This window comes from Rhodococcus tibetensis, assembly GCF_024438035.1.
In the GTDB taxonomy this organism is placed as follows: domain Bacteria; phylum Actinomycetota; class Actinomycetes; order Mycobacteriales; family Mycobacteriaceae; genus Rhodococcus_F; species Rhodococcus_F tibetensis.
The window spans coordinates 129,057-153,415 of record NZ_JANFQF010000005.1; the positions used below are offsets into that span (position 1 = coordinate 129,057).

Consider the following 24,359-nt stretch of genomic DNA (forward strand, 5'->3'; position numbering starts at 1 on the left):
TGCCAGGGGCGTGAACCGGTGTCAGGCGCGAGGGGGCGTGTCGGGGATCTCGGGTTGCCGGACCCTCGACCGCAGAAGGACGACGAGCAGGGGAATTCCGAGAAATCCCATCATGATCGACCCGTACATCGCCGAGTATCGAAGTCCCGGTCCGTCGAGGAACACGGCGTGAGCCAGTGCCGACCCCAGCCAGGTCCACAGGAACAGGGTGATCGGGACGCCGTCGTGGTGCGGTGCACTCGGATCGGTGTGGGAAATGCGGTGGTCGAACCACTCCATGGCGGCCGCCATGGCAGCCGCCACGAGGAACCAGCCGACGTAGTTGGTCACCGGGATGTGCTCCACACCGGGAAGACCCGCGTCGGCGACGCACCATGTCCACTGCCCGTCCGCGACCATCTGCGGGTCGAGATACAGATCCCACCCGACGACTCCGAAGGTCGTGAGGGCAATTCGAACAAGGTGCCGAAGTCTGCCTCGCGCCAGTAGGGAGGCGACACACCACACCGGGTAGAAACCCGCTGTCCAGGCGAACGGCACCACAAGGGGAACACCGGCGAGTGCCGGGCCGAGTCGGTCGACGCTGTAGTCGTAACAGCCGTAGGGCACGCCGGTTGCCGTCCCGACGACCTCCGAGAACAGGCCGAGTCCCGCGGTCACCAGCACCAGAGCCGCGGTCCAGCGCGGCCCCCGCGTGACGGCGGCGTGGGTGATACTCGCCGCGGCCAACAGGAGCACGACCCAGACCGTCACCACGTCGCGGAGGTCACCGTGCACCAAGGGGTAGATAATTTGCGCCGCGATCGCTGCTGCGGCAGCCAGGACGGAAATGCGAGCGGTCATCGCCTCGGCCACAGGCGCCGCAGACGGGCGGTCCTGGCGGCGCGGCGCGCGTCGTGGAGCGCGAGGGTTGCGGCGCTGCGCCCGCTGGCGCCGGACACCCCGCCGCCCGGATGCGTCGAGGCGCCGGTGAGATACAGGTGTTCGGCTCCGGGGACTCGGTGCCCCGACAGTTCCGGGAGAGGCCGCCACATCATCATCTGATCCAGGGACATCTCGACGTGCATCACGTTTCCCCCGATCAGTCCCATCTCGTCTTCGAGGTCCCGCGGCGACTGCACATGGCGGTCCAGGACCGATGCGGAGAAACCGGGGGCGAGAGCCTCGACTTCGTCGACGATGCGATCGGCTTCGGACCCGGCCAGGTCGCTCCACCGCCGCCCGCCGCTGAGCCGGTACGGCTGCCACTGGGACCACAGGGTCACCTGATGCTGACCCGCGGGCGCGATCGTGGGGTCGAGGCCACTGAAGCTCATTCCCAGTACCGCGGGCCGCGGCGGAAGTTCCCCGGCCAATGCGGCACCGTGGGCGAGCCTCAGCTGCGCGCGATCGGACACGAGGAGCTGTAGTCCGCTGGTCACCGAGGTGTCGGGAGCGCTCGGATACGACGGCAATGCGTCGGTTGCCAGCCGCACCACCATCCCGATACCCGGTCCGACCCGAATCCGCCGGCGCCAGCGATCGAGAGCCTGCTTGTCGAAGCCGCCCTCTTCGAGGAGGCTGAGGGTGGTGAGCACATGACACCCGGCAATGATTGTGCGCGAACGGATTTCACGCCCCTCCGATGTCCGCGTGATCCAGCAGGTTCCGTCCCGGCGCAGCACTGTCACCTCTTCACCCAGGGAGAGGACGCCGGAGTCTGCACGCAACCGCGACGCCAGCGCCGCCGTCAACGCGCCGCTGCCACCGACAGCCCGGCCGGGTGGAATCGTGTGCATCAGCGCCGCGAATCCGACCATCGGGGCCGTGCCGGGCTCGGACATCGGCGGCCCGGACTGGGCGCCGAACCAGGCGAGTGCAGCCTTGAGCCGTTCGTCGTCGAAGTACTCGTCCAGCAGGGCGTCACCCGACGCGAGGAACTGCCGCGACAGGTCGCTGCCACCGGCTCCCGTGTCGAGGCCCCAGAACGAGGACAGCAACGCGGGGGCGGTCGGCGGCCTGCTGAATGCCTGCATCACGCGCGCGCTGCGCGGCCCCCACACGTCGACGAACCGCCGATACGCGTCGGCCTCGGCGGGTCCGCAGGACTCCTCGATGGACCGGCAGGTGGCGTCGATACTGCGGCGGAAGACGATGCCCGGTCGATCGGTTCCCGCAGGTGCGGGAGCGAAGGCCCACGGATCGCAGTCCAGATAGCGCAGACCGTGCGCGTGCAGATCGAGTTCTTCGACGATGCCGGTGTGGCGAACCATGATGTGTGCCGAGGACCCGCGGTCGACCCGGTGACCAGGGAACCGTTCCACCGTCGAGACTGCTCCGCCCGGTACCGTGTCGCGTTCGATCACCTCGACCGACCACCCGGTCCGAGCCAGATAGCACGCCGACACCAGAGCGTTGTGTCCCGACCCGACCACCACCGCATCGATCATCGGGCCAGGCTAGCGGTTCTGTTGTAGGGGGAGGCTAGAGCCCAGCGGAAAGGCTACGGCCGAGCGGAAGGTTACGACCCAGGACCGCGAACGGACGATTGTCACCTGCGAACCGGAAGTGCCGCAGCACATCGGTGAATCCGAGACGACGATAGAGCCGCCACGCGCGATTGTCCTCGTCGGCGACCTCGGGGGTGGACAACAGCACACCGCGCTCGGGTCTGCGGTCGAGCAGTCGGAGAAGGAGCGTCTCGCCGAGACGGTGTCCCTGGGCGTCGGGGTGCACGTGGAGTTCGGTCAGTTCGAAATAGTCGTCGAGGATCGTGTCGATCCGGTCAAGGGTCCAGCCGGTGTGCCGTAAACCGGTGCGGACCTGCTGGTGCCACCACTGTTCGGGGGCTCCCCGGTAGCCGTAGGCGACAGCGACGAGGCGGTCGACCGCATCGGATTCGGTGGACGGATCGGCGGGGACCACTGCGCCGACACCACACCACCCTGATCGCTGCACGTGCTCGGTCCACATCGGCGCCCGGTGATATTCCGTCCCCCGGGGATAGCCCATGGCGGCGACATAGATCGCGAGGGCCTCCTGGAGGCGGTCGCGAAACTCGGCAGCCGAGAGTTCGACCACGAGCGGGATCTGGTCAGCGTTCGTGTCGACCGGTCTCACCCTTCTCTTGACGACGTGTCGGTGGGTCCAGCTATATTGAATAGGTCGAACGGATGTTCGATAGCGGGGATCCGGTGATGCTCGAGGGAAGCGAGCATCGCCGGCGCCCCGGCTCACGACAGGACTACGCCCGGCGGGGTGGACACACCGGGGTTGTGGAGGTGTTCGAAGTGAGGAACAACTCGGTTTCAGGACCGACTTCTGAGCGCTCGCGGCGACCGGGGGATGTGCGTGCTCCTGCATCGCGGCGCGCCGCGTCGTTGCTCGCTCGAGCCGACGCGCTCCTCTCCCAATCGGTCGGTGCCGGCTCGCCTGCGGATCGTTTCCACAGCGCGTACCTGGCCGCACTCCGCGGTGCCGGTGCGGTGCTGGCGGCCGCGGAGGGTGCCTCGCCGGGAGGCCGACGGACACGAACGCGTAACGCTTGGGTTCTCATGGCCGACGCGGCGGTCGATTTCGGCGAATGGGCCGACTATTTCGCCGGGCACTCCGCCACTCGCGCGGCGATAGAGGCCGGTATGTCGCGAACACTCACCGATCTCGAGGCGGACGAGTTCTTTGTCGAGGTGGGGCGGTTTCTCCAAGCGGTGGAAGACCACATCGGGCGCGGTGTCGACATCGATTTGAGGGCGTCGTAGCTGCCCGTCGAGCTCGGAACCGGGCCCGGACACGCGCGCGGTCGGCCACATTGCGAAGCCCGAGGCAGGGTTCGGTGCGGGAGTCCGTAAGGTTGGTGTCGAACTCGTGCACCGAGTAGGTGGTACGGGGATCGAACTGCTCGTATTATTGAATCTAGGTAGCCGCCAAAGTCGGTTACCCACCGTCTCGCACCGTGAGGCGGTGGCCAACACTCCAGTGCCGGGGGAGGTACCGTGCCACTCTCCGAGCACGAGCAGCGCATGCTCGACCAGATCGAGAGCGCTCTCTATGCCGAAGATCCCAAGTTCGCCTCCACTGTGCGAGGCGGTCGCATGCGTGCGGCATCGAGTCGTCGTCGATTGCAAGCTGTAGCCCTGTTCGTCCTGGGACTGGTACTGCTCATCGCCGGCGTCGCCCTGCCGATCAAGCCGGGTGGTTTTCCGATCATCAGCTTGATCGGCTTCATCGTTATGTTCGGTGCGGGAGTCCTCCTCCTGTGGGGTGGGGGAAAGAAGCAGTCCCGACAGTCGTCGCGTGGCGGCTCGACCACGCCCGACGAGACCAAGAGGACCGACCGGGGTAAGCCTCGGAGCGGACGCAAGAGTGGCGGGTTCTCGTCGCGAATGGAAGATCGCTTCAAGAAGAGGTTCGAGCAGGAGTAACAGAACTCACTCTCGGCGTTGGCGGTGTGGCATTTCGATGCCACACCGCCAACGCCTTTTTGTGCTGAGGAATGCCCCGCCGCGACGTCGTGTCGTGAGCGGGACGACGATCCAGTGAACGTCCGCCCGTATTCGGGTCCCACCCGCACCCACGTCTCGCCCCACTTTCCCCCATCATGGGTGGGGTGATCGAGTCGCGACCGCAGTCGTGTCCATTCGCGGCGGCTCACCTGGTCTTTTGATGCGCGCCGGGGGGCTCTGGGTTGCTTGGCCGCGTGCCTGTGCCGTGTTTGCGATCACTCGGGGAATTTTCCCCCACTTTCCTGAATTCGCGTTGACCAGCAAGTATCGAGCAAACGGCAGGGAAACACCGTCCTTTCCGCCTTGTCAGTGGGGGAAAGTGGGGTACTGTGGTGCGCAGCGGGGAGCGAAGGTGAACCGCCCGGGCATGCGGCGTTCGATATGGACGTAGTGGGAGGTGTCGAGTGTTTCTCGGTACCTACACGCCGAAGCTCGACGACAAGGGGCGGCTGACGTTGCCCGCAAAGTTCCGGGATGCACTGGCGGGAGGGTTGATGGTCACCAAGGGTCAGGATCACAGCCTTGCGGTGTATCCCCGGGAAGAGTTCACTGCGCTTGCGCGCAAGGCCGCGGCCGCCTCGAGAAGCGATCCGGAAGCGCGAGCATTCGTCCGTGGTCTCGCTGCCGGCACCGATGAGCAGCACGCAGATGCCCAGGGGCGCATCACCCTCTCGGCAGATCACCGTCGTTACGCGGGTCTTTCCAAGGATTGCGTAGTGATCGGTTCGGTCGATTTCCTCGAGATCTGGGATGCGCAAGCATGGCAGACCTACATCGAGGAAAACGAGGAGAACTACTCGCAGGCAACGGGAGTCGCGCTCGGCGAGATCGTCTGAGCATGACTGCGAGCCTGCGAATGCAGCGAGGCCTCTGTCCGACGGAACCCTGACGCACTTCCCCAGCGCCAGGTTTCCATTTCGGGCAGGGACCTCGAAGCATTCGCACCGGCAACCGGCCGAAAAGAGAAGTTCGACAAGTGGACCCCGGCTTCGGATACGTCCACCCGCACCACAGAAGCAGGAGCCGGAGGGATCATGGTGGATCACGAGGGGGAACAATCCTCGCCCGCCGATGGTTTCGGTCATATCCCGGTATTGCTGCACCGGGCAGTCGAACTGCTGGGCCCCGCTCTCACTTTGCACGATCCGGAGGGTGGGGGAGCTGTCATGATCGACGCCACCCTCGGCCTCGGCGGGCACAGCGAGCACTTCCTCCGGACGTACCCGCAGCTGAAACTTGTGGCCCTCGATCGAGATCCACACGCCCTCGAGATCGCGGGAGCTCGGCTCGCCCAGTTCGCGGACCGGGTGACATTCGTCCACACGCGGTACGACGGCATCGAGAATGCCCTCGTCGAAGCGGGACTTCCTCCCGAGGATTCCGTGCACGGCATCCTCTTCGACCTCGGGGTCTCATCGATGCAGCTCGACGAGTCGGATCGCGGTTTCGCTTACTCCATCGACGCACCGCTCGACATGCGGATGGATCCGACGACAGGCATCACGGCGGCAGAGGTACTCAACACATACAGCCACGGTGATCTGGCTCGGATCCTCAGCACGTACGGCGAGGAACGATTCGCGGGAAGAATCGCCTCGGAAATCGTCCGACAGCGGGCGAAGCAGCCGTTCACGACCAGCGCCGAACTGGTCGAACTGTTGTATCGCGCCATTCCGGCGGCCACTCGCCGGACCGGGGGGCACCCCGCCAAGCGGACGTTCCAAGCCCTTCGAGTGGAGGTCAACGGCGAACTCGATTCCCTGCGAGCGGCAATACCAGCTGCGCTCGACTCGTTGACTGTCGGGGGACGCGTCGTGTTCATGTCGTATCAGTCGCTCGAAGATCGGGTCGTCAAACAGGAGATCACTCCCCGCTCGAAGTCGAGGAGTCCCGAGGGGCTCCCTGTCGAATTACCGGGAATGGGGCCGGAGTTCCGCATCCTCACCCGAGGGGCGGAGCGCGCGTCCGAGCAGGAAGTAGAAGAGAACCCACGATCAGCCCCGGTGCGCTTGCGCGCTGCAGAAAGAATTGCCAGGAGGTCGGCGGCATGACGGTTCAGGTGAGTTCCCCCGAGGTGCGACCCGCGCGCGGGGGTAACCGTTCGGGCGCTGCCCAGCGGGCGTACGAGCGACGTACCCAGCGTGCGGCGGTGCACAACGGAACGCCGACCGCAGTAGCCGGCAAGAATCGCGCCGGTTCGCTCGCCGCCCGGATCCCTTTCGTGGCAACGATTCTCGGGTTGCTCACCCTTGGCCTGGCGGTCACTCTCCTGCTCACGACCCGCTCCGCCGAGGATTCCTATCAGCTCAGTGCTGCGCGTGAACACAATCAGTCGCTCGCAGAAGAGAAGGCGGCGCTGCAGCGGGACGTGGAGACAGCCAACTCTGCGCCCGAACTCGCAAAGGAAGCGGCCGAGCTGGGGATGGTTCCAGCGAACGATCCGGCTCGTCTCGTGGTGCACTTGGACGGAAGCGTCGAGGTGGTCGGAAAGCCGGCTCCGGCATCCGGGTCACCCGTGCCGCCGCTCGATGCCGCGGCCCCGTTCACCCAGGCGGGGAGCACGGTCGCGACCGCTCCGAACCGAGGTTCCACCACCACGCAGGCACCACGCGCCACGCCGCGTCCCGGCAATAGCCCTGAGATCCAGGCCCGAGGTGAACAATTGGTTCCCGTGATGCCTTCGACCACTGCACCGACGACAGCACCACCATCGGGTGGTCGCCGGTGAACCGAAACGCACCGAGAAGTCGTCCCCGGCGCCCCAAGGGCGCCGGCACGGGGTCCTTTCCGTTCAGGCAGCGGATCGGACGCGGGATGATGTTCGGAGCGCTCGGCCTCGCCGCGCTGCAACTTCTGTGGATTCAGGTCATCGACGCGCCGCAACTGTCGGCCGAGGCGGCGAATCAACGCACCACGACCCAGGTGGATCCGGCGCTGCGCGGATCGATCACGGACCGCAACGCCAATCCCATTGCCTTCACGATGGAAGCGAAGGCCCTCACCTTCCAGCCGGCGCGAGTCCGCAAGGAACTCGAGGAGGCGAGAGCCAAGAGCGACATCGCCCCCGAAGTCGATTCCCGGCTCGATGCGATCGCCGCGGAGATCCACGACCGGCTCGGTGACGCTGCCCCGGAGAAAGAACTGAAGGAAAAACTGCGCAGCGACGAGACATTCGTCTACCTCGCCCGCAGTGTCGACCCGGCGGTTGCGGCGGACATCAGCGAGAAGTTTCCCGAAGTGGGTCTCGAGCGCCAGGACATCCGCGAATATCCCGGTGGGTCGCTTGCCGCGAACCTCGTCGGCGCGACCGGCTGGGACGGGCACGGACTCCTCGGCCTCGAGGACTCCCTCGACTCCACCCTCGCCGGCACGGACGGTTCCGAAACGTACGACCGCGGGTCCGACGGAGCCGTCATTCCCGGCAGTTGGCGTGACAAGCAACCTGCCGTGGACGGGTCGAGTGTGGAACTCACCATCGATTCGGATCTGCAGTACTACGTGCAACAGCAAGTGCAGATGGCGAAGGACAAGTCCGGCGCCAAGGACGCCTCGGCTGTGGTGCTCGACTCCCATACAGGGGAGGTGCTGGCGATGTCGAACGACAGCACATTCAATCCGGCAATCGGTGTGGGCAACAATCCGAGATCCGTCGAGATGGGCAATCTGTCTGTCAGTACCCCGTTCGAGCCGGGATCGGTGAACAAGATCGTCACCGCCGCGGCCGCCATCGAGTACGGGCTGACCAACCCCGACGAGGTTCTCGAGGTTCCCGGCACCATTCAAATGGCAGGCGTGTCGGTGAAGGATGCCTGGGATCACGGCGTCGCTCCGTACACCTCTACCGGGGTGTTCGGCAAGTCGTCGAACGTCGGCACACTGATGCTCGCCCAGCGCGTCGGCGAGGACCGGTACGCCGACATGCTGTCGAAGTTCGGTCTCGGTCAGCGCACCGAGGTGGGGCTGCCCGGCGAGAGCGCGGGCAGTGTGCCGAGCCGCGACCAGTGGTCGGGCGGCACCTTCGCGAACCTGCCGATCGGCCAGGGTCTGTCGATGACGCTGTTGCAGATGACCGGCATGTATCAGGCCATCGCCAACGACGGTGTCCGCATTCCGCCGCGCATCGTGAGGGCAACGATCGACGCGGACGGCGACAGAACCGAGACAGAGCGACCGGAGGAGGTTACCGTCGTCAGTCCGCAGACGGCGTCCACCGTGCGCGACATGTTCCGGTCCGTCACACAGAACGACACCGGCAACCAGCGCGGTACCGGTGTTCAGGCTGCCGTCGACGGCTACCAGATCAGTGGCAAGACGGGGACAGCGCAGCAGGTCGATCCGGCGTGCAAGTGCTACTCGAATTCGAACTACTGGATCACGTTCGCCGGGATCGCGCCCGCAGACAATCCGCGATACGTCATCGGCATCATGCTCAATGCGCCCACGCGTAGCGCCGACGGCACCGGTGGGCAGTCCGCCGCGCCACTGTTTCACAACATCGCGTCGTGGTTGCTCCAACGTGACAGCGTCCCGATGTCCCCCGATCCCGGACGCAGGCTGGTGCTCCAAGCCGATTGAGCGATGGTCGGCCGAATCCGCCTTTCGGAACGGTCGCGGTAATCTGACACGTCGGCCGTTCAGTGGGCACAGTCGTTCAGTGAACAATGTCGCGTGAAGATGCCCAGGTCGCGCACTGTTCGAGCCGTGCGTGACGCCCATTATCCGAAGTGAGTCGACACCCGAGAGGAGCCCGGTGCCTGTTCCGTCCCGCCCGCAGTCGACGTCCGCGCCGCTGAAATCCGTGGAAGACCTGCGCCCCGCCCACCCGGTCCGCACCCCGGTGAACGTTCTCGCCGCAGCCGCAGGAGCCAGAATCGAGGCTTCCGCAGGCGCAGCCGCCGACGTCGTCGTCACGGGAGTGGATCTTCGGGCTCAGGCCATCGCCGAAGGCGACCTGTTCGCGGCCTTGCCCGGTGCGCGGGCGCACGGGGCGGAGTTCGCGGCAGACGCTGTGGCACGCGGTGCGGCCGCGATCCTCACGGACGAGGCTGGATTCGAGGTGGTGACCCGGCTGGGCGCGGACGTGCCCGTCCTCGTCCACCACGATCCCCGCGGAGTTCTCGGCGAGTTGTCGGCCACCATCTACGGACGGCCGTCCGAGCGCATGCAGGTGATCGGTATCACCGGGACTTCCGGAAAGACCACCACCTCGTATCTCGTGGAGGGTGCCCTCACCGCAGCCGGGCGCACCACTGGTCTGGTGGGCACCATCGAAACGCGGATGAAAGGTCGACGGGTGCCGAGTGCACTGACGACGCCCGAGGCCCCGCAACTACACGCCTTGTTCGCTGTGATGCTCGAGCAAGGGGTCGACACGGTGGTGATGGAAGTGTCCAGTCACGCGCTCTCGCTCGGCCGGGTCGACGGTGTGCGCTTCGATGTGGGTGCCTTCACCAATCTTTCGCAGGACCACCTGGACTTCCACCGCGACTTCGAGGACTACTTCGCCGCCAAGGCCAGGCTTTTCCGTGCCGAATCGTCAGTCCATGCACCGCGGGCGGTCGTCTGCGTCGACGACGTATGGGGGCAACGGATGGCAGAGGTTGCCGCCGACGCCGACTCGGTCGTGTCGAGGGTGGCCACCGTGCCCGGCGGTCCGGAGGCCGAGTGGACCGCAGGGGCGCCGACGGTGTCACCTTCCGGTTCGCAGACTTTCTCCCTCACCACACCGGACGGCACGTCGCTCGAGGTGTTGCTGCAGCTTCCGGGTCGGTACAACGTGGCGAACGCCTCGGTGGCCGTCGCGTTGGGCGCGTCGCTGGGGGTCGATCCGCTCGAGGCCGTGAAGGGCATCGCGGAGGTCGACGTACCCGGACGGGTGCAGCGGATCGATCGGGGCCAGGACTTCCTCGCTGTCGTCGACTATGCGCACAAACCCGCTGCCCTCGAAGCCGTGATTGCGACGCTTCGGAGCCAGGTGCCGGGCCGCATCGCGGTGGTCGTCGGTGCGGGAGGTGACCGCGACACCGGGAAGCGACCCCTGATGGGGTCGGCCGCGGCGCGAGGGGCGGACCTGCTGATCATCACAGACGACAACCCGCGCACCGAGGACCCGGCGACGATCAGGGCCGCGGTCCGGGAAGGTGCACTCGAGGTGCCGGAATCCGAGCGGGGAGAAGTACGGGAAGTAGCGGACCGGGCGAGGGCGATCGCCGACGCCGTCAGCTGGGCGCAGGCAGGCGACGTAGTTCTGGTCGCGGGTAAGGGACACGAGTCCGGTCAGGAGATTTCCGGGGTGAAGCACCCATTTGACGATCGTGAGGTACTGGGCGAAGCGATCGAGCAGGTAGTCGGAGGAAGCAAATGATCCCGATGACACTCGCTCGCATTGCAGCGATCGTGGGCGGTGAACTCCACGACGTCGTCGATCCTTCCGCCGAGGTGATCGGCAGCGTCGAGTTCGATTCGCGGAAGGTTGGCGTCGGCGGCCTCTTCCTCGCTCTGCCCGGTGCCCGTGTCGACGGCCACGACCATGCGGCTGCTGCAGTCGCGGCCGGTGCAGTCGCCGTCCTGGCGGCGCGTCCGGTAGGGGTTCCCGCGGTTGTGGTGCCGCCGATTCCGCCGGATGTCCCGAGCCGGGCGATGGCACTCGAACACGATGCGGACGGGTCCGGCGCCGCTGTACTCGCCGCTCTGGCAAAGCTCGCGCGGGCCTGTGTCGACGAACTCACCGACAAGGGCCTGACTGTGGTCGGAGTGACCGGGTCCGCGGGCAAGACGTCGACCAAAGATCTATTGGCCGCTGTTCTGCGTCCCTCGGGGCCGGTGGTGGCGCCGCCGGGATCGTTCAACAACGAGCTCGGACATCCTTGGACGGCTCTGCGCGCGGACGCCGACACCCGATTCCTGGTTCTCGAGATGTCTGCACGCGGCCTGGGACACATCGCGTCCCTGGCCACCATCGCGCCTCCCCGCATCGGGGTGATCCTCAACGTGGGTACGGCGCACCTCGGTGAGTTCGGTTCGCGTGACGCGATCGCCCTCGCGAAGGGGGAGCTGGCCGAAGCGCTTCCCGCTGCCGAGGACGGCGGCGTCGCCGTGCTCAATGCAGACGACCCTCTGGTCGTCGCCATGGCCTCGCGGACCTCGGCGCGCGTCGTTCTCGTCGGTCAGTCGGAGGCGGCGGATATCCGGGCCACTGACATCGTGCTCGATGAGAAGGCGCGTGCGCGGTTCACGCTCACCGCGCCCTCGGGCAGTGTTCCGGTCGAGCTGGCCGTGCATGGTGAACACCAGATCGGGAACGCGCTCGCCGCTGCCGCAGTGGCTTTCGAGTGCGGTGCGGATCTCGGCCAGGTGGCCCAGGCCCTGTCCGGGGCCGCAGCGGTGTCTGCTCGCCGAATGGATGTGCGGGATCGCCCGGACGGTGTGACGGTCGTCAACGACTCGTACAATGCCAATCCTGATTCGATGCGGGCGGCCATCAAGGCGCTGGTGTCGATGGCGAGGACCGGTCGCGGCGCGGCGCGCCGCAGTTGGGCGGTACTCGGGGAAATGGCGGAGCTGGGTCCAGAATCAGTGGTCGAGCACGATGCGATCGGCAGATTCGCGGTCCGGCTGGACGTGAGCAAGTTGATCATCGTCGGTACGGGCAGACCGGCACGGGCTATGCACCAAGGCGCTGTCATGGAGGGCTCGTGGGGTGACGAGGCGATACTCGTTCCCGACGCAGCCTCCGCGATCGCGTTGCTCGAGAAGGAACTGGCGGCCGGTGACCTCGTATTGGTCAAAGCGTCGCAATCGATCGGACTGTGGGAGGTCGCGGACGCGGTGCTGGCGGGACACACGGGACAGAAGGGTTCGGAGGCCATGCGGTGAGACAGATCCTTTTCGCGGCGGGCATCGCGCTTGCCGTCTCGATTCTGCTGACCCCCGTCCTCATCAAGGCGTTCTCCCGTCAGGGTTTCGGCCAGGAGATTCGCGTCGAGGGTCCGGCGAGTCACCAGTCGAAGCGCGGGACCCCGACGATGGGCGGCGTCGCTATCCTCGCCGGCCTGTGGGCCGGGTACTGGGGATCGCACCTGATCGGTATCGGCTACAACGCGGACGGCCCGTCGGCGTCGGGTCTGCTGGTGCTGGGCCTGACCACCGCGCTCGGTGGTGTCGGTTTCCTCGACGATTTCATCAAGATCCGTAAGCAGCGCAACCTGGGACTGAACAAGACGGCGAAGCTGGTCGGCCAGTTGGTCGCGGCGGTGGCGTTCGGCATCCTTGCGCTGCAGTTCCGCGGCGCGAACGACCTCACCCCCGGCAGCGCGCATCTGTCGTACGTCCGCGACATCGCGACGGTGACCGTAGGTTCCGTGGTGTTCGTCGCGTTCTGTTACCTGCTGGTCAGTGCGTGGTCGAACGCCGTCAACCTCACTGACGGCCTCGACGGCCTGGCGGCTGGTTCCATGAGCCTCGTCCTCGGCGCCTACGTCATCATCACGTTCTGGCAGTACCGCAACGCGTGTGAGACCAGTCCGGGAAAGGGCTGTTACGACGTCCGGGACCCGCTCGACCTGGCCCTGATCTGCGCCGCCGGGGCCGGTGCGTGCATCGGCTTCCTGTGGTGGAACGCTGCGCCCGCCAAGATCTTCATGGGCGACACCGGCTCCCTGGCTCTGGGCGGAATGCTCGCCGGGTTGTCCATCACGACACGCACCGAACTGCTGATGGTGGTCATCGGCGCACTCTTCGTCGCCGAAGCGGCGTCCGTGGTGATCCAGGTCGCGGTGTTCCGGTCGAGCCGAAGACGAGTGTTCCGAATGGCGCCGTTCCACCATCACTTCGAACTCGCCGGGTGGGCGGAAACCACGGTGATCATCCGCTTCTGGTTGCTGGCGGCCATTGCCTCGGCGATCGGTCTCGCGCTGTTCTACAGCGAATACCTGGCAGCGATCGGCGGCTGACGCAGTGGCCGAGGATCAGGAGCTCGATCGGTTGCGTGGTCGTGGCGTGCTCGTTGCGGGGGCGGGTGTCTCGGGCCGGGCGACGATCGAACCCCTCCGGGAACTCGGAGCCCTCGTCACCGTCACCGATTCGAACGCCGATGCCCTCGCCGAGTGCGCACGCCTCGGCGCAGCCACCGTGCCCATCGACGACCTCCTCGCGGATCGCGATCGGGTCCGTGGCTTTGCACTGGTCGTGACCAGCCCGGGTTTCCGGCCCGACGCCCCTCTGCTCTCGGTCGCCGCCGGAGACGGCATCCCCATTTGGGGAGATATCGAGTTCTCCTGGCATGTGGACCGATCGGGGCTCTACGGTCCGCCCCGCAGATGGCTGGTGGTCACGGGCACCAACGGAAAGACGACCACGACCTCGATGCTGGAGTCGATCCTCGCGTCGGCGAAGATCCCGAGCGCGGCCTGCGGCAACATTGGACTCCCGGTTCTCGAGGCGTTGCGCCAGACGTCGCCTCGGCCGGAGGTGCTGGCGGTGGAACTCTCGTCGTTCCAACTGCACTGGGCACCGTCGGTCCGGCCCGCGGCCGGAGCGATCCTGAACATCGCCGAGGACCACCTGGACTGGCACGGCGGTATGCAGTCGTACATCGAAGCGAAGGCGCGCGCGCTGACTGGTGACGTCGCGGTACTGGGCCTCGACGACGAGATAGCGGCGTCCCTCGCCTCCTCGTCGCCCGCCGAACGCACGGTGGGTTTCCGGTTGGGTGTCCCGGGGCCGGGGGAGCTGGGTATCGAGAACGGCCACCTGGTCGATCGGGCGTTCGCCGACGGAGAACGGCTGGCCCCGACAGCGGGGATCACCCCGCCCGGTCCCGCCGGGCTGATGGACGCGCTGGCCGCGGCTGCGCTCGCGCGCGCCGCGGGGGTCGAGCCCGAGGATGTGGCCGGCGGTCTGGCGAACTACGTCGTTGGCCCGCACCGCGGTGCGCGCGTTGCCGAGATCGGCGGTGTGACCTTCGTCGACGATTCGAAGGCCACCAATCCGCATGCGGCCGGGCCGTCGATCCTGGCGCACGAGCGAGTGGTGTGGATCGCCGGCGGCCTCCTCAAGGGCGCGCAGGTCGACGACCTGGTCGTCGCGGTGGCCGACCGCCTGACCGGAGTCGTGCTGCTGGGGCGTGATGCCACCCACATCGCCGAGTCGCTTGCGCGACACGCCCCCCAGGTTCCCGTGGTCAGTGTCGAAACGGGAGACGATGCTGGAGTGAGTGCTGTTGCTCGAGCCGCGACCCGACGGGTGGTCCTGCCGCCGGGTACCGACAGCGATGCGGTCATGGCGGCCGTTGTGCGCGAGGCAGCCGCTCTTGCGACAGCGGGTGACGCCGTCGTACTCGCTCCTGCCGCCGCTTCGCTCGACATGTTCGACAGTTACGGTCATCGAGGTAGGAGTTTCGTCGACGCGGTCAGCCGGCTGCGTGTATCGGACATCTCCGGGAAGCCGCAATGACCTCGGCCGACCCGCGCGCACGCCGCGTGACCGACGCGCAGCGAAGCCGTGCCGGTGAACGCGGCCGCGGTGACCCGCCGCGGCCGCGGTTCGGTGACGCGCCCCGACCGCGCTTCTCCGAAGACCCGCGCTCGCAGGCCGGTTCTTCGCGGTCGGCTGCTCCCCGCCGCCCACCGCAGGGTCCGCGCACCCGGACCTCGCCGCCGCGCGCGCCCCGCACCCGGATCGGTGCTTGGCTGGCCCGACCGCTGGCGTCGTTCCACCTCGTCGTGACCATCGCGTTCCTGCTGACGGTGCTGGGACTGGTGATGGTGCTGTCGTCGTCAAGTGTGGAGGCGTACGCCAACGACGGCTCGGCCTACACGCTGTTCACCCGGCAGGCGATCTTCGCCGGTGTCGGGATGATCCTGTTCTTCGTCGCGCTGCAGATCCCGGTACGGGTGATGCGTGCCCTGTCCTTTCCCGCCTTCGCGGCAACGATCGTCCTCCTCATACTGGTGCTCATACCCGGTATCGGAACGGTGTCGCAGGGCACCCGAGGATGGTTCGTGGTCGGCGGCGTGTCGCTGCAGCCGGCCGAGTTGACGAAAATTGCGCTTGCCATCTGGGGTGCGCACATCTTGGCGTCACGCCGAAGCGACCTGGTCGGGATCCGGGACATGCTGGTCCCACTCATTCCCGCCGCGCTTCTGGCGTTCGTGCTCATTATCTTGCAGCCCGACCTCGGAACGACGGTCTCGCTGGCCATCATCCTGATGGCCTTGCTGTGGTTCGCGGGTCTGCCGCTCAAATTGTTCCTGGGCATCGTCGGTACCGGTCTCGCCGGGGTGGTGGTGCTTGCACTCACCGCCGGTTACCGTTCGGCCCGCGTGCGGGCCTTCTTCAATCCGGACGAAGATCCGCAGGGCATCGGCTATCAGTCACGCCAGGCGATGTACTCGCTGGCCGACGGTGGAATCCTCGGGCGCGGACTGGGGCAGAGCCGTGCGAAGTGGAGTTATCTGCCCAACGCGCACAACGACTTCATCTTCGCCATCATCGGTGAGGAACTGGGCTTCCTGGGCGGTGCCGCCGTGCTGGGGCTCTTCGGGTTGTTCGTGTATACGGGTCTACGCATCGCCGCCCGATCGGCCGATCCTTTCCTGCGGTTGCTCACAGGCACGGCCACGGTGTGGATCACCGGTCAGACGTTCATCAACGTGGGGTACGTCATCGGACTGCTTCCCGTCACCGGACTGCAGCTGCCCCTCGTGTCGGCAGGGGGAACGTCGACGGCGACGACGCTGTTCATGTTCGGCGTGGTGGCGAATGCGGCCCGGCACGAACCGGAGGCGGTCGCGGCATTGCATTCGGGTCAGGACGGCCGCTTCGGGCGCCTTCTGCGTCTCCCGAAGCCGGAGGCGTATTCCCCGGTGCGGGCGGACGCTGCCCGGGCGGAGGCGGTACGACGGGCCGAGGCACGTCGACAGGCAGGCCGCGAGATGGCGGCCCGCACCCGCAGCATCACGTACGACAAGGGCCGCGCGGCACGCGGCAATGCCCGCACACCCGACCGCGGTGTGCGCCAGCAGCGAAGCTCGGGTGGCCGAGCAGGAGAGCGAGGATTTCGTAGGTGAGCGGCGAGAAGCCCACGCTGTCGGTGATCGTGGCCGGTGGTGGTACCGCCGGACACATCGAACCGGCTCTGGCGGTGGCCGATGCGATCAAGGCGATCGACGGGGACGTGGTGGTGACGGCGCTGGGCACGGCGCGGGGTCTCGAAACCACCCTGGTTCCGGAGCGGGGCTATCCACTGGAACTCATTCCTCCGGTGCCTCTTCCCCGCAAGCCCACCCTCGACCTGCTGCGGCTTCCTCGCCGGGTGCGGCAATCGGTCCGTCGTACCCGTGCGGTGATGGACGAAACCGGTGCCGACGTCGTCGTCGGTTTCGGTGGGTACGTGGCGCTGCCCGCCTACCTGGCGGCCGGGCCCGGGCTACTGCGGCGTCGCCGCAGAATTCCGATCGTGGTGCACGAGGCGAATGCGAGCGCGGGAATCGCCAACAAGATCGGCGCCCGTCGTGCCGCACGGGTCCTTGCCGCGGTGGCGGGTTCCGGTGTGAAGGCGCGGGGCCGTTCGGAGGCCGAGATCGTGGGCATTCCGGTGCGTGCGTCCATCACCGGTCTCGACCGGGCCGGGTTGCGTGCCGAGGCTCGGGCCCATTTCGGGCTTCCCGCGGACGGACCGGTGCTGCTGGTCTTCGGCGGATCACAGGGTGCACGGTCGCTCAACGAGGCGGTGTCGGGGTCTGCCGAGTCGCTGGCAGCGGCAGGGATCGCGGTCCTGCACGCGCACGGTCCGAAGAACACCCTGGACGTCCCCGATACCGCCGGTAGTCCGCCCTACGTGGCGGTTCCGTACCTCTCGCGGATGGATCTCGCCTACTCGGCCGCCGATGCGGTGATCTGCCGATCGGGTGCGATGACGGTGGCGGAGGTGTCGGCGGTGGGCCTTCCCGCGCTGTACGTGCCGTTGCCGCACGGCAACGGCGAGCAGGAATTGAATGCGCGGCCGGTGGTCGCGGCCGGAGGTGGAATGATTGTCCGTGACGGCGACCTGACCGCCGCATTCGTCGCGGACACCGTGATCCCGATGCTGCGCGACCCAGCGCGGCTCGCGGACATGGGGCGACGCGCGGCCGGGGCGGGTCACCGTAGCGCAGCCGCCGAGGTTGCGCAGATTGTTCTCGACGTGGCCGCGCTGACAAGGGGAACCCGATGACCGACCTGCCCGCGCACCTGGAACGCGTCCACATGGTGGGGATCGGTGGTGCCGGAATGTCCGGTATCGCCCGGATCCTGCTGGCCCGAGGTGGCCAGGTGTCCGGTTCCGACGCCAAGGAGAGCCGCGGTGTGCTGGCGCTGCGCGCGCGTGGCGCGAACGTGCGCATCGGCCACGACGCCAGCGCACTCGACCTCCTGCCCGGCGGACCCACGGTGGTGGTCACGACGCACGCCGCCATTCCGAAGGACAACCCGGAACTGGTCGAGGCGGCGCGGCGCGGCATCCCCGTCATCCTGCGCCCCGCGGTGCTGGCGTCGCTCATGCAAGGTCACCGCACCCTGCTCGTCTCGGGCACACACGGTAAGACGTCGACGACGTCGATGCTGGTGGTGGCGCTGCAGCATTGTGGTTTCGACCCCTCCTTCGCGGTGGGCGGCGAGCTGAACGAGGCTGGGACCAACGCTCATCACGGCAGCGGCGACGTGTTCGTCGCGGAGGCCGACGAAAGTGACGGTTCGCTGCTCCAGTACGACCCCGACGTCGTCGTCGTGACCAACGTCGAGGCCGACCACCTCGACTATTTCGGCAGCCCGGAGGCCTATATCCAGGTTTTCGACGATTTCGCCGATCGGCTGGCGCCCGGTGGACTTCTGGTCGTGTGTCTCGACGATCCGGGTTCGGCGGCGCTCGCGCAGCGGGTGGCGGCGCGGGAACTTCCCGGTGTGCGGGTGCTCGGATACGGCAGCGCCGAGAACGCCGACGGAGCCTTCGCTCCGGTCGACGGCGTCGAGGTCGGCGCGCGACTGCTGAGTTTCGAGGCCAGGGACGTCGGGGGAGTGCTGCAGTTCGAGCTGGCGGGGGAGCAGTCGCCGAGGACGATCCGGATGGGTGTGCCCGGACGGCACATGGCACTCAACGCGCTGGCCGCTCTTCTCGCGGCACGTGAAGCAGGTGCCGACGTGGACGAAATCCTGGAAGGAATCGCCGGTTTCGGCGGCGTGCACCGTCGGTTCCAGTTCACCGGACGTGAGCGCGGGGTTCGGGTGTTCGACGACTACGCGCACCATCCCACCGAAGTCCGTGCGGTGCTCGGCGCGGCGGCCGACCTGGTGCGCCAGCCGCACGAGGCGGATCGCCGGGCGTCCGAGGAATCGGTCCGCCGGGGCAATGTCATCGTGGTGTTCCAACCTCATCTCTACTCGCGTACAGCAACTTTCGCGGAAGAGTTCGGGCATGCCCTCGATCTCGCCGATGAGGTGGTGGTGCTCGACGTGTACGGGGCAAGGGAGGAACCCATGCCCGGTGTCAGTGGGGCACTGGTCGCGCTGGCGGTGTCCAAGCCGGTGCACTATCAGCCCGACTTGTCGCAGGCGCCGCGTCAGGTGGCGGCGTTGGCTGGTCCCGGTGACGTCGTGATCACGATGGGTGCGGGTGACGTCACGATGCTCGGCAACCAGATTCTCGACGCACTGCGTGCGGCCCCGCACCACGCATCGCGATGACGCGGGAGCGTCGAGGTCGCCCCGAGCGGCCGGATCGCCCGGTCCGCCGCGACGCCCAGCGCAGCCCGCGTCCCGGCGGCGCCTCGGCGCGGAACCCCGGCACCAGGTCCTCGTCGCGGCGGACGTCGCCGGTCGGTGACCCGGCGACTCGCCGGCCACGCGGATCCGGCTCCCCCGCAGCAGTTCCCGACGCCGTGGAGGCGCCGGGTCGGTCGTGGTATCGCCGGCCGACGGTGACCGGTCTGATCGGTGTCGTCGTGGTGGTGGGGCTCGGTCTCGTGGCCTGGTTCACGCCGCTGCTGTCGGTGCGTTCCACCGATGTCGCGGGTGCCACGACGATTCCCGAGGAACAGATTCGACAGGTGCTCGCCGTGCCGCAGGGGCAGCCGCTGCTGCGTGTCGACACCGGGTCGGCCGCGCAACGGGTCGCCGCCATCCCCAAGGTGGCCAGCGCCCGCGTGCAGAGAATGTATCCGTCCACCATCCGGGTGACGGTGACCGAGCGGTTGCCGGTCGTGTTCGTCGACACGCCCGACGGCACGCATCTGCTGGACGCGGAGGCCGTCGACTACGAGATCGCGCCACCGCCGCCCGGTGTTCCGCGGTTGGTGACGGAGACACCCGGGTGGGGTGACCCCTGTACCGAGGCCGCGCTCGACGTGCTGGAGTCGATGCCTCCGCAATTGCGCGGGCAGGTGGGTCAGGTTGCTGCTGAATCGATCTCGGATATCTCGGTGACGTTGCTCGATGGACGCGTCGTGGTGTGGGGCGGCACGGAGAAGTCCGAACGGAAGGCGGCGGTCACGTTGCCACTGCTGACCCAGCCGGGGCAGACGTACGACGTGTCGAGCCCTGATCTGCCGACGGTCCGGTAGGGGAGTGGAGTACGTGGGCGGCACGACCGCGGGTGAGTTCGTCAAATAACTGGGCGCGCCTCGGCGCGCCTAATGGCGTATCCCGATGGCGGTGCATAGCGTTTCGTTCTAGTCGAGTACTTGACATAACCGTAACCCTATGGTTCAGGTTGAGAGTTTACCCCGGCTGTTTTGTACGAAAGCGTGATACACACTCATGGAAGGCGAGAGCCGATGACGCCCCCGCACAACTACCTCGCCGTAATAAAGGTCGTCGGCATCGGCGGCGGCGGCGTGAACGCAGTCAACCGGATGATCGAGCAGGGACTCAAAGGAGTCGAGTTCATTGCCGTCAACACCGACGCGCAAGCGCTGCTGATGAGTGACGCCGACGTCAAGCTCGACGTCGGCCGCGAACTCACCCGCGGACTCGGAGCCGGCGCAGATCCCGAGGTCGGCCGCAAGGCCGCAGAAGACCACAAGGACGAGATCGAGGAAGTCCTCAAGGGCGCCGACATGGTGTTCGTCACGGCCGGTGAGGGCGGCGGCACGGGTACCGGTGGGGCCCCGGTGGTCGCGAGTATCGCGCGCAAGCTCGGGGCGCTCACCGTCGGTGTGGTGACGCGGCCCTTCTCGTTCGAGGGAAAGCGGCGCGGCGGACAGGCTGACACCGGCATCCAGTCGTTGCGCGAATCGTGCGACACCCTCATCGTCATTCCGAACGACCGCCTTCTCCAGCTCGGCGACGCCGCGGTCAGCCTCATGGATGCGTTCCGCAGCGCCGACGAGGTTCTCCTCAACGGTGTCCAGGGCATCACCGACCTCATCACGACCCCGGGGCTGATCAACGTCGACTTCGCCGACGTGAAGGGCGTCATGTCGGGAGCAGGCAGCGCACTGATGGGCATCGGATCCTCACGCGGTGAGGGGCGTGCCATCAAGGCAGCCGAGTCGGCGATCAACTCGCCTCTCCTCGAAGCGTCGATGGAGGGTGCGCGCGGCGTGCTGCTGTCGATCGCGGGTGGCAGCGACCTCGGTCTGTTCGAGATCAACGAGGCCGCCTCGCTCGTGCAGGAAGCGGCACACATCGATGCCAACATCATTTTCGGCACCGTGATCGACGATTCGCTGGGCGACGAGGTGCGGGTTACCGTGATTGCCGCCGGATTCGACGGGGGCACGCCGGCCCGTCGTCCGGTCGAGTCCGCCGCGGCCGGACGCAGCGCCATCGGAGCCGCACGCGCAGGTGAAGTGAGCCAGGGCGCGGAGCCGCAGGGCGGCGAGCCGATGTCCGTGACGCGCGAGACGATCAGTTCGCACAGCGCTGGCGGTCTGCCTCCGCTGTCCGGAAACGGTTCGTCGCGCGCCGTGCCGGTGTCCGACGAGGAGGGTGAAGACGATGTCGACGTGCCCTCCTTCATGCGTCGTTGAGTTCGTCGCCGGGTCCCGGATTCCGGGTTCGTCGTGTGGTCACCGCACGTGCAGGAGGACGCTCCGTCGGACCGTACGAGTCCTTCAATCTCGGTGACCACGTCGGGGACGACCCCGTCGCGGTGGAGGCCAATCGTCGTCGGCTGGCAGAGAAGATCAGTGTTCCGTTCGATCACCTGATCTGGATGGAGCAAATCCACAGTCGCAACGTGACGGTCATCGACCGACCCACTGAGACGGTGGTACCGGCAACGGATGCGCTGGTGACCACAGTCCCAGGGTTGGCGCTGGCGACACTCAGCGCCGACTGCGTGCCTGTCCTGCTCTCCGACGAGGAGGCGGGCGTCATCGCGGCCGTGCATGCCGGACGGATCGGTGCGCGCATCGGCATAGTTTCGCGGGTCCTCGAGGTCATGGTGGAGCAGGGCGCACGGATCGGGAGGATCGGTGCGTTCCTCGGACCGGCGGCGAGCGGACGACAGTACGAAGTGCCCGCCGCGATGCAGGCCGACGTCGAGAAGGCTCTTCCCGGTAGCGCCACCCGCACGGTGCGGGGGACACCCGGTCTCGACCTGCGGGCCGGTATTCGTAGGCAGCTCCTCGATGCGGGAGTCTCGGGCGTGGCCGAGGATCCGCGCTGCACCATCGAGGACCGGACGCTCTTCAGTCATCGGCGCGAGGCACCGACCGGCCGGCTCGCAGCGGTGATCTGGATGGATACTGGGCAGGGCGGCGGGTAGATACTGCGCGAGACGATCGGTGTGGGAGTGGAGACGATGGATAGGGTGCCCGAAGCAGGCGACTGTGTGCGCGAAGCGGGCGAACTGCGCGGTCGTGAGTCGGAGATTGCGGCTGCGCTCGGAGCAGTGCGCGACCGGCTCGATGCGGCATGCCGCGCCGCGGGTCGCACACCGTCCGAGGTGACGCTTCTCCCGGTCACCAAGTTCTTCCCGGAATCCGATGCCCGCATCCTCTACCAACTCGGCTGCCGCGAGTTCGGTGAGTCCCGTGAGCAGGAAGCTACCGCGAAGATCGGCGAGTTCCGTTCGCGGGTTCCGGACCCGGCTGTGCGGTGGCACATGATCGGTCACCTGCAGCGCAACAAGGCACGGGCGATCGCCCAGTGGGCGTACGCGATTCACTCGGTGGACAGTGAACGACTGATCGGCGCGCTCGGGCGAGCAGCGACCGCGGCGTTCGAGGCGGGAGAACGGACCGCGCCACTGCGGGTGTTGCTCCAGGTCAGTCTCGACGGTGATCCTCAGCGCGGCGGCGCTGTGGCGGCGGATTTGGAAAACCTTGCGGCGCAGGTCCAGTCGGCCCCGCACCTCGAGTACCGGGGGCTGATGGCAGTTCCACCGATCGAGGCCGACCCCGATGCCGCATTCGAGGAACTCCAGAACATACATGCCCGATTGTGCCTGGAGCATCCCGATGCGACGGAGCTCTCAGCGGGTATGACGAAGGATCTCGAGCACGCTGTCCGACACGGGTCGACGTGCGTGCGTGTCGGAACCGCTCTGTTGGGTGCGCGGCCTATAACCTCGAAATGATCGCCGAGGCGAGCCTCGAAGGAAAGTCGGCTGGGTGATCGCCAACCCGTCCACACCGCTGCGACCGGTCGTAGCGGGATCCTGTCCGCCGCGCCAAGGAAGGTCGATCAATGAGCAGTCTGCACAAGTTCAAGGCTTACTTCGGCATGGTTCCCCTCGATGACTACGAGGACGAGTACCTGGACGAGCCGGAGCCCGCTCGCAGGCCTGCGCGCCCGGTACGGGACGGTGGACGTGATCCGTATCTCGACCGCGACGACCGGGACTTCGCCGAGCCGGCCTTCAGCAAGGCTGCGTACGCGCCGGGCCGACGCGATGATCTCGACGACGAATTCGACCGCTACGACGGCCCGCGGCACGCGTCCCGGGTAGAGCCCGTGGCTGTGCGTTCGGCGCGTCCGGGTGTCAGTGGGTCGGTGCGTGGCAGCACCCGCGGTGCGCTGGCTGTCGATACTCGGTCCGAGAGAGTGGAGAGCCGTCGCGGACCCCTCTTCGACGAGGGAGGGCCGCTCTCGAAGATCACGACGCTCCGGCCCCGTGATTACAGCGAGGCGCGCACCATCGGTGAGCGGTTCCGCGACGGCACCCCGGTCATCATGGACCTCGTGGAGATGAGCAACGCCGACGCGAAGCGTCTTGTCGACTTCGCGGCGGGGCTCGCGTTCGCATTGCGCGGCTCCTTCGACAAGGTCGCCACGAAGGTGTTCTTGCTCTCACCCGCCGACATCGACGTTTCGGCCGAAGAGCGCCGCCGAATCGCGGAAACCGGCTTCTACAGTCAGAAGTAGAGTTGCGGTCAGGGGAAACGGGAGCGTGATCATCGGGATCCGGACGCTCGGACGTCATGCGGGCCGCGGTGGCTGAGGTGCACAATGCCCTTGCCACGCGGCTTGTTTTGATAGACCGAACTGTTTCAGGCAGAGTGAAGGTGTGGCCTTGTTCTCGGTGATCTACTTGATACTGTTTGTCTTCTGGCTGCTTCTCATCGGCAGAATCATCGTCGAGTTCGTACGGACCTTCGCCAGGGACTGGCGGCCGACCGGCGTCGTGGTCGTCATTCTCGAGGCGATATTTACGGTCACAGATCCGCCGGTCAAACTGCTCCGGCGGTTGATCCCCCCGATAAATCTCGGTGGGGTGCGGTTGGATCTATCCATCATGGTCTTGCTGTTCATCGTCTTCATCCTGATGTCGATCGTTCAGGGACAAGCGCGGGCCACGGGTCTGGTGTGACAGAATGGACCCCATTGATCCAGTGTTGGTTCACCGTTACGTAGACTGCGCTGTAACTGAATGCTTGCTAGACCGCCAAATGACGCGTG

At 66.9% G+C, this 24,359-nt stretch carries 22 protein-coding genes; 19 read left to right on the top strand and 3 right to left on the bottom strand.

The window, feature by feature from the left end; all coding sequences use genetic code 11:
* Positions 1-21 precede the first annotated feature (21 nt).
* From NOF53_RS07615 to NOF53_RS07625, 3 genes are read right to left on the bottom strand one after another with little or no spacing between them, the layout of a single operon-like run.
* The gene (locus tag NOF53_RS07615) at positions 22-843 is read right to left on the bottom strand and encodes a carotenoid biosynthesis protein (protein ID WP_255966907.1); all 822 of its coding nucleotides are present in this window, start codon (positions 841-843) and stop codon (positions 22-24) included.
* On the bottom strand, positions 840-2,429 hold the full coding sequence (locus NOF53_RS07620) for a phytoene desaturase family protein (protein WP_255966908.1): 1,590 nt from the start codon (positions 2,427-2,429) through the stop codon (positions 840-842). The genes NOF53_RS07615 and NOF53_RS07620 overlap by 4 nt, the downstream gene beginning before the upstream one ends.
* A 34-nt stretch (positions 2,430-2,463) precedes the next feature.
* The gene (locus NOF53_RS07625; RefSeq protein ID WP_255966909.1) at positions 2,464-3,099 is read right to left on the bottom strand and encodes a GNAT family N-acetyltransferase; all 636 of its coding nucleotides are present in this window, start codon (positions 3,097-3,099) and stop codon (positions 2,464-2,466) included.
* A 227-nt stretch (positions 3,100-3,326) separates the two neighbouring features.
* Here NOF53_RS07625 and NOF53_RS07630 point away from each other — a divergent pair, with 227 nt between their 5' ends.
* The 19 genes from NOF53_RS07630 (at position 3,327) to NOF53_RS07720 (ending at position 24,270) form a co-directional block, all read left to right on the top strand.
* Positions 3,327-3,737 carry an SAV_6107 family HEPN domain-containing protein gene (locus NOF53_RS07630; protein ID WP_255966910.1) on the top strand — a complete coding sequence of 137 codons (411 nt, stop codon included), beginning with the start codon at positions 3,327-3,329 and terminating at the stop codon, positions 3,735-3,737.
* Between the two features lie 234 nt (positions 3,738-3,971).
* Positions 3,972-4,400, top strand: a complete 429-nt coding sequence (locus NOF53_RS07635) for an SCO2097 family morphological protein (protein ID WP_255966911.1) — start codon at positions 3,972-3,974, stop codon at positions 4,398-4,400.
* A gap of 485 nt (positions 4,401-4,885) precedes the next feature.
* On the top strand, positions 4,886-5,317 hold the full coding sequence (gene mraZ, locus NOF53_RS07640; RefSeq protein WP_255966912.1) for a division/cell wall cluster transcriptional repressor MraZ: 432 nt from the start codon (positions 4,886-4,888) through the stop codon (positions 5,315-5,317).
* A 198-nt stretch (positions 5,318-5,515) separates the two neighbouring features.
* Positions 5,516-6,532, top strand: coding sequence for a 16S rRNA (cytosine(1402)-N(4))-methyltransferase RsmH (gene rsmH, locus NOF53_RS07645; protein WP_255966913.1), 1,017 nt, complete (start codon positions 5,516-5,518; stop codon positions 6,530-6,532).
* Positions 6,529-7,209, top strand: coding sequence for a cell division protein FtsL (gene ftsL, locus NOF53_RS07650; RefSeq protein ID WP_255966914.1), 681 nt, complete (start codon positions 6,529-6,531; stop codon positions 7,207-7,209). The genes rsmH and ftsL overlap by 4 nt, the downstream gene beginning before the upstream one ends.
* Positions 7,206-9,056, top strand: a complete 1,851-nt coding sequence (locus tag NOF53_RS07655) for a peptidoglycan D,D-transpeptidase FtsI family protein (protein ID WP_255966916.1) — start codon at positions 7,206-7,208, stop codon at positions 9,054-9,056. The genes ftsL and NOF53_RS07655 overlap by 4 nt, the downstream gene beginning before the upstream one ends.
* Positions 9,057-9,231: 175 nt before the next feature.
* Complete coding sequence (locus NOF53_RS07660; protein WP_255966918.1) at positions 9,232-10,845, top strand: UDP-N-acetylmuramoyl-L-alanyl-D-glutamate--2,6-diaminopimelate ligase; 1,614 nt, start codon at positions 9,232-9,234, stop codon at positions 10,843-10,845.
* Complete coding sequence (locus NOF53_RS07665) at positions 10,842-12,356, top strand: UDP-N-acetylmuramoyl-tripeptide--D-alanyl-D-alanine ligase (RefSeq protein WP_255966920.1); 1,515 nt, start codon at positions 10,842-10,844, stop codon at positions 12,354-12,356. Before NOF53_RS07660 ends, NOF53_RS07665 begins: the two co-directional genes overlap by 4 nt.
* The gene (mraY, locus tag NOF53_RS07670; protein WP_255966922.1) at positions 12,353-13,432 is read left to right on the top strand and encodes a phospho-N-acetylmuramoyl-pentapeptide-transferase; all 1,080 of its coding nucleotides are present in this window, start codon (positions 12,353-12,355) and stop codon (positions 13,430-13,432) included. Before NOF53_RS07665 ends, mraY begins: the two co-directional genes overlap by 4 nt.
* Positions 13,433-13,436: 4 nt before the next feature.
* Entirely contained in the window at positions 13,437-14,933 is a 1,497-nt protein-coding gene (gene murD / locus NOF53_RS07675; RefSeq protein ID WP_255966924.1) for a UDP-N-acetylmuramoyl-L-alanine--D-glutamate ligase, read from the top strand.
* Positions 14,930-16,549 (top strand): putative lipid II flippase FtsW, encoded by a 1,620-nt coding sequence (gene ftsW, locus NOF53_RS07680; RefSeq protein WP_255966926.1) that lies wholly within the window; start codon positions 14,930-14,932, stop codon positions 16,547-16,549. The genes murD and ftsW overlap by 4 nt, the downstream gene beginning before the upstream one ends.
* A complete protein-coding gene (gene murG, locus NOF53_RS07685; RefSeq protein ID WP_255966928.1) occupies positions 16,546-17,694 on the top strand; it encodes an undecaprenyldiphospho-muramoylpentapeptide beta-N-acetylglucosaminyltransferase in 1,149 nt (382 codons plus the stop codon). Before ftsW ends, murG begins: the two co-directional genes overlap by 4 nt.
* Positions 17,691-19,199, top strand: a complete 1,509-nt coding sequence (murC, locus tag NOF53_RS07690; RefSeq protein ID WP_255966930.1) for a UDP-N-acetylmuramate--L-alanine ligase — start codon at positions 17,691-17,693, stop codon at positions 19,197-19,199. The genes murG and murC overlap by 4 nt, the downstream gene beginning before the upstream one ends.
* Positions 19,200-19,432: 233 nt before the next feature.
* The gene (locus NOF53_RS07695; RefSeq protein ID WP_374212587.1) at positions 19,433-20,074 is read left to right on the top strand and encodes a cell division protein FtsQ/DivIB; all 642 of its coding nucleotides are present in this window, start codon (positions 19,433-19,435) and stop codon (positions 20,072-20,074) included.
* 213 nt (positions 20,075-20,287) lie between these two features.
* Positions 20,288-21,484 carry a cell division protein FtsZ gene (gene ftsZ / locus NOF53_RS07700; RefSeq protein WP_255966934.1) on the top strand — a complete coding sequence of 399 codons (1,197 nt, stop codon included), beginning with the start codon at positions 20,288-20,290 and terminating at the stop codon, positions 21,482-21,484.
* On the top strand, positions 21,481-22,224 hold the full coding sequence (pgeF, locus tag NOF53_RS07705) for a peptidoglycan editing factor PgeF (RefSeq protein ID WP_255966935.1): 744 nt from the start codon (positions 21,481-21,483) through the stop codon (positions 22,222-22,224). The genes ftsZ and pgeF overlap by 4 nt, the downstream gene beginning before the upstream one ends.
* A gap of 36 nt (positions 22,225-22,260) precedes the next feature.
* The gene (locus NOF53_RS07710; protein ID WP_255966937.1) at positions 22,261-23,037 is read left to right on the top strand and encodes a YggS family pyridoxal phosphate-dependent enzyme; all 777 of its coding nucleotides are present in this window, start codon (positions 22,261-22,263) and stop codon (positions 23,035-23,037) included.
* 110 nt (positions 23,038-23,147) lie between these two features.
* Entirely contained in the window at positions 23,148-23,825 is a 678-nt protein-coding gene (locus tag NOF53_RS07715; RefSeq protein ID WP_255966939.1) for a cell division protein SepF, read from the top strand.
* A gap of 142 nt (positions 23,826-23,967) precedes the next feature.
* Positions 23,968-24,270, top strand: coding sequence for a YggT family protein (locus tag NOF53_RS07720; RefSeq protein ID WP_005247609.1), 303 nt, complete (start codon positions 23,968-23,970; stop codon positions 24,268-24,270).
* Positions 24,271-24,359: the final 89 nt, after the last annotated feature.

Bases quoted from the DNA above. Each gene is read 5' to 3' on its own strand.
- murC (WP_255966930.1), top strand. From the start codon at position 17,691: ATGACCGACCTGCCCGCGCACCTGGAACGCGTCCACATGGTGGGGATC.
- ftsZ (WP_255966934.1), top strand. From the start codon at position 20,288: ATGACGCCCCCGCACAACTACCTCGCCGTAATAAAGGTCGTCGGCATC.
- ftsW (WP_255966926.1), top strand. From the start codon at position 14,930: ATGACCTCGGCCGACCCGCGCGCACGCCGCGTGACCGACGCGCAGCGA.
- NOF53_RS07715 (WP_255966939.1), top strand. From the start codon at position 23,148: ATGAGCAGTCTGCACAAGTTCAAGGCTTACTTCGGCATGGTTCCCCTC.
- ftsL (WP_255966914.1), top strand. From the start codon at position 6,529: ATGACGGTTCAGGTGAGTTCCCCCGAGGTGCGACCCGCGCGCGGGGGT.
- NOF53_RS07710 (WP_255966937.1), top strand. From the start codon at position 22,261: ATGGATAGGGTGCCCGAAGCAGGCGACTGTGTGCGCGAAGCGGGCGAA.
- rsmH (WP_255966913.1), top strand. From the start codon at position 5,516: ATGGTGGATCACGAGGGGGAACAATCCTCGCCCGCCGATGGTTTCGGT.
- NOF53_RS07615 (WP_255966907.1), bottom strand. From the start codon at position 843: ATGACCGCTCGCATTTCCGTCCTGGCTGCCGCAGCAGCGATCGCGGCG.
- NOF53_RS07620 (WP_255966908.1), bottom strand. From the start codon at position 2,429: ATGATCGATGCGGTGGTGGTCGGGTCGGGACACAACGCTCTGGTGTCG.
- NOF53_RS07665 (WP_255966920.1), top strand. From the start codon at position 10,842: ATGATCCCGATGACACTCGCTCGCATTGCAGCGATCGTGGGCGGTGAA.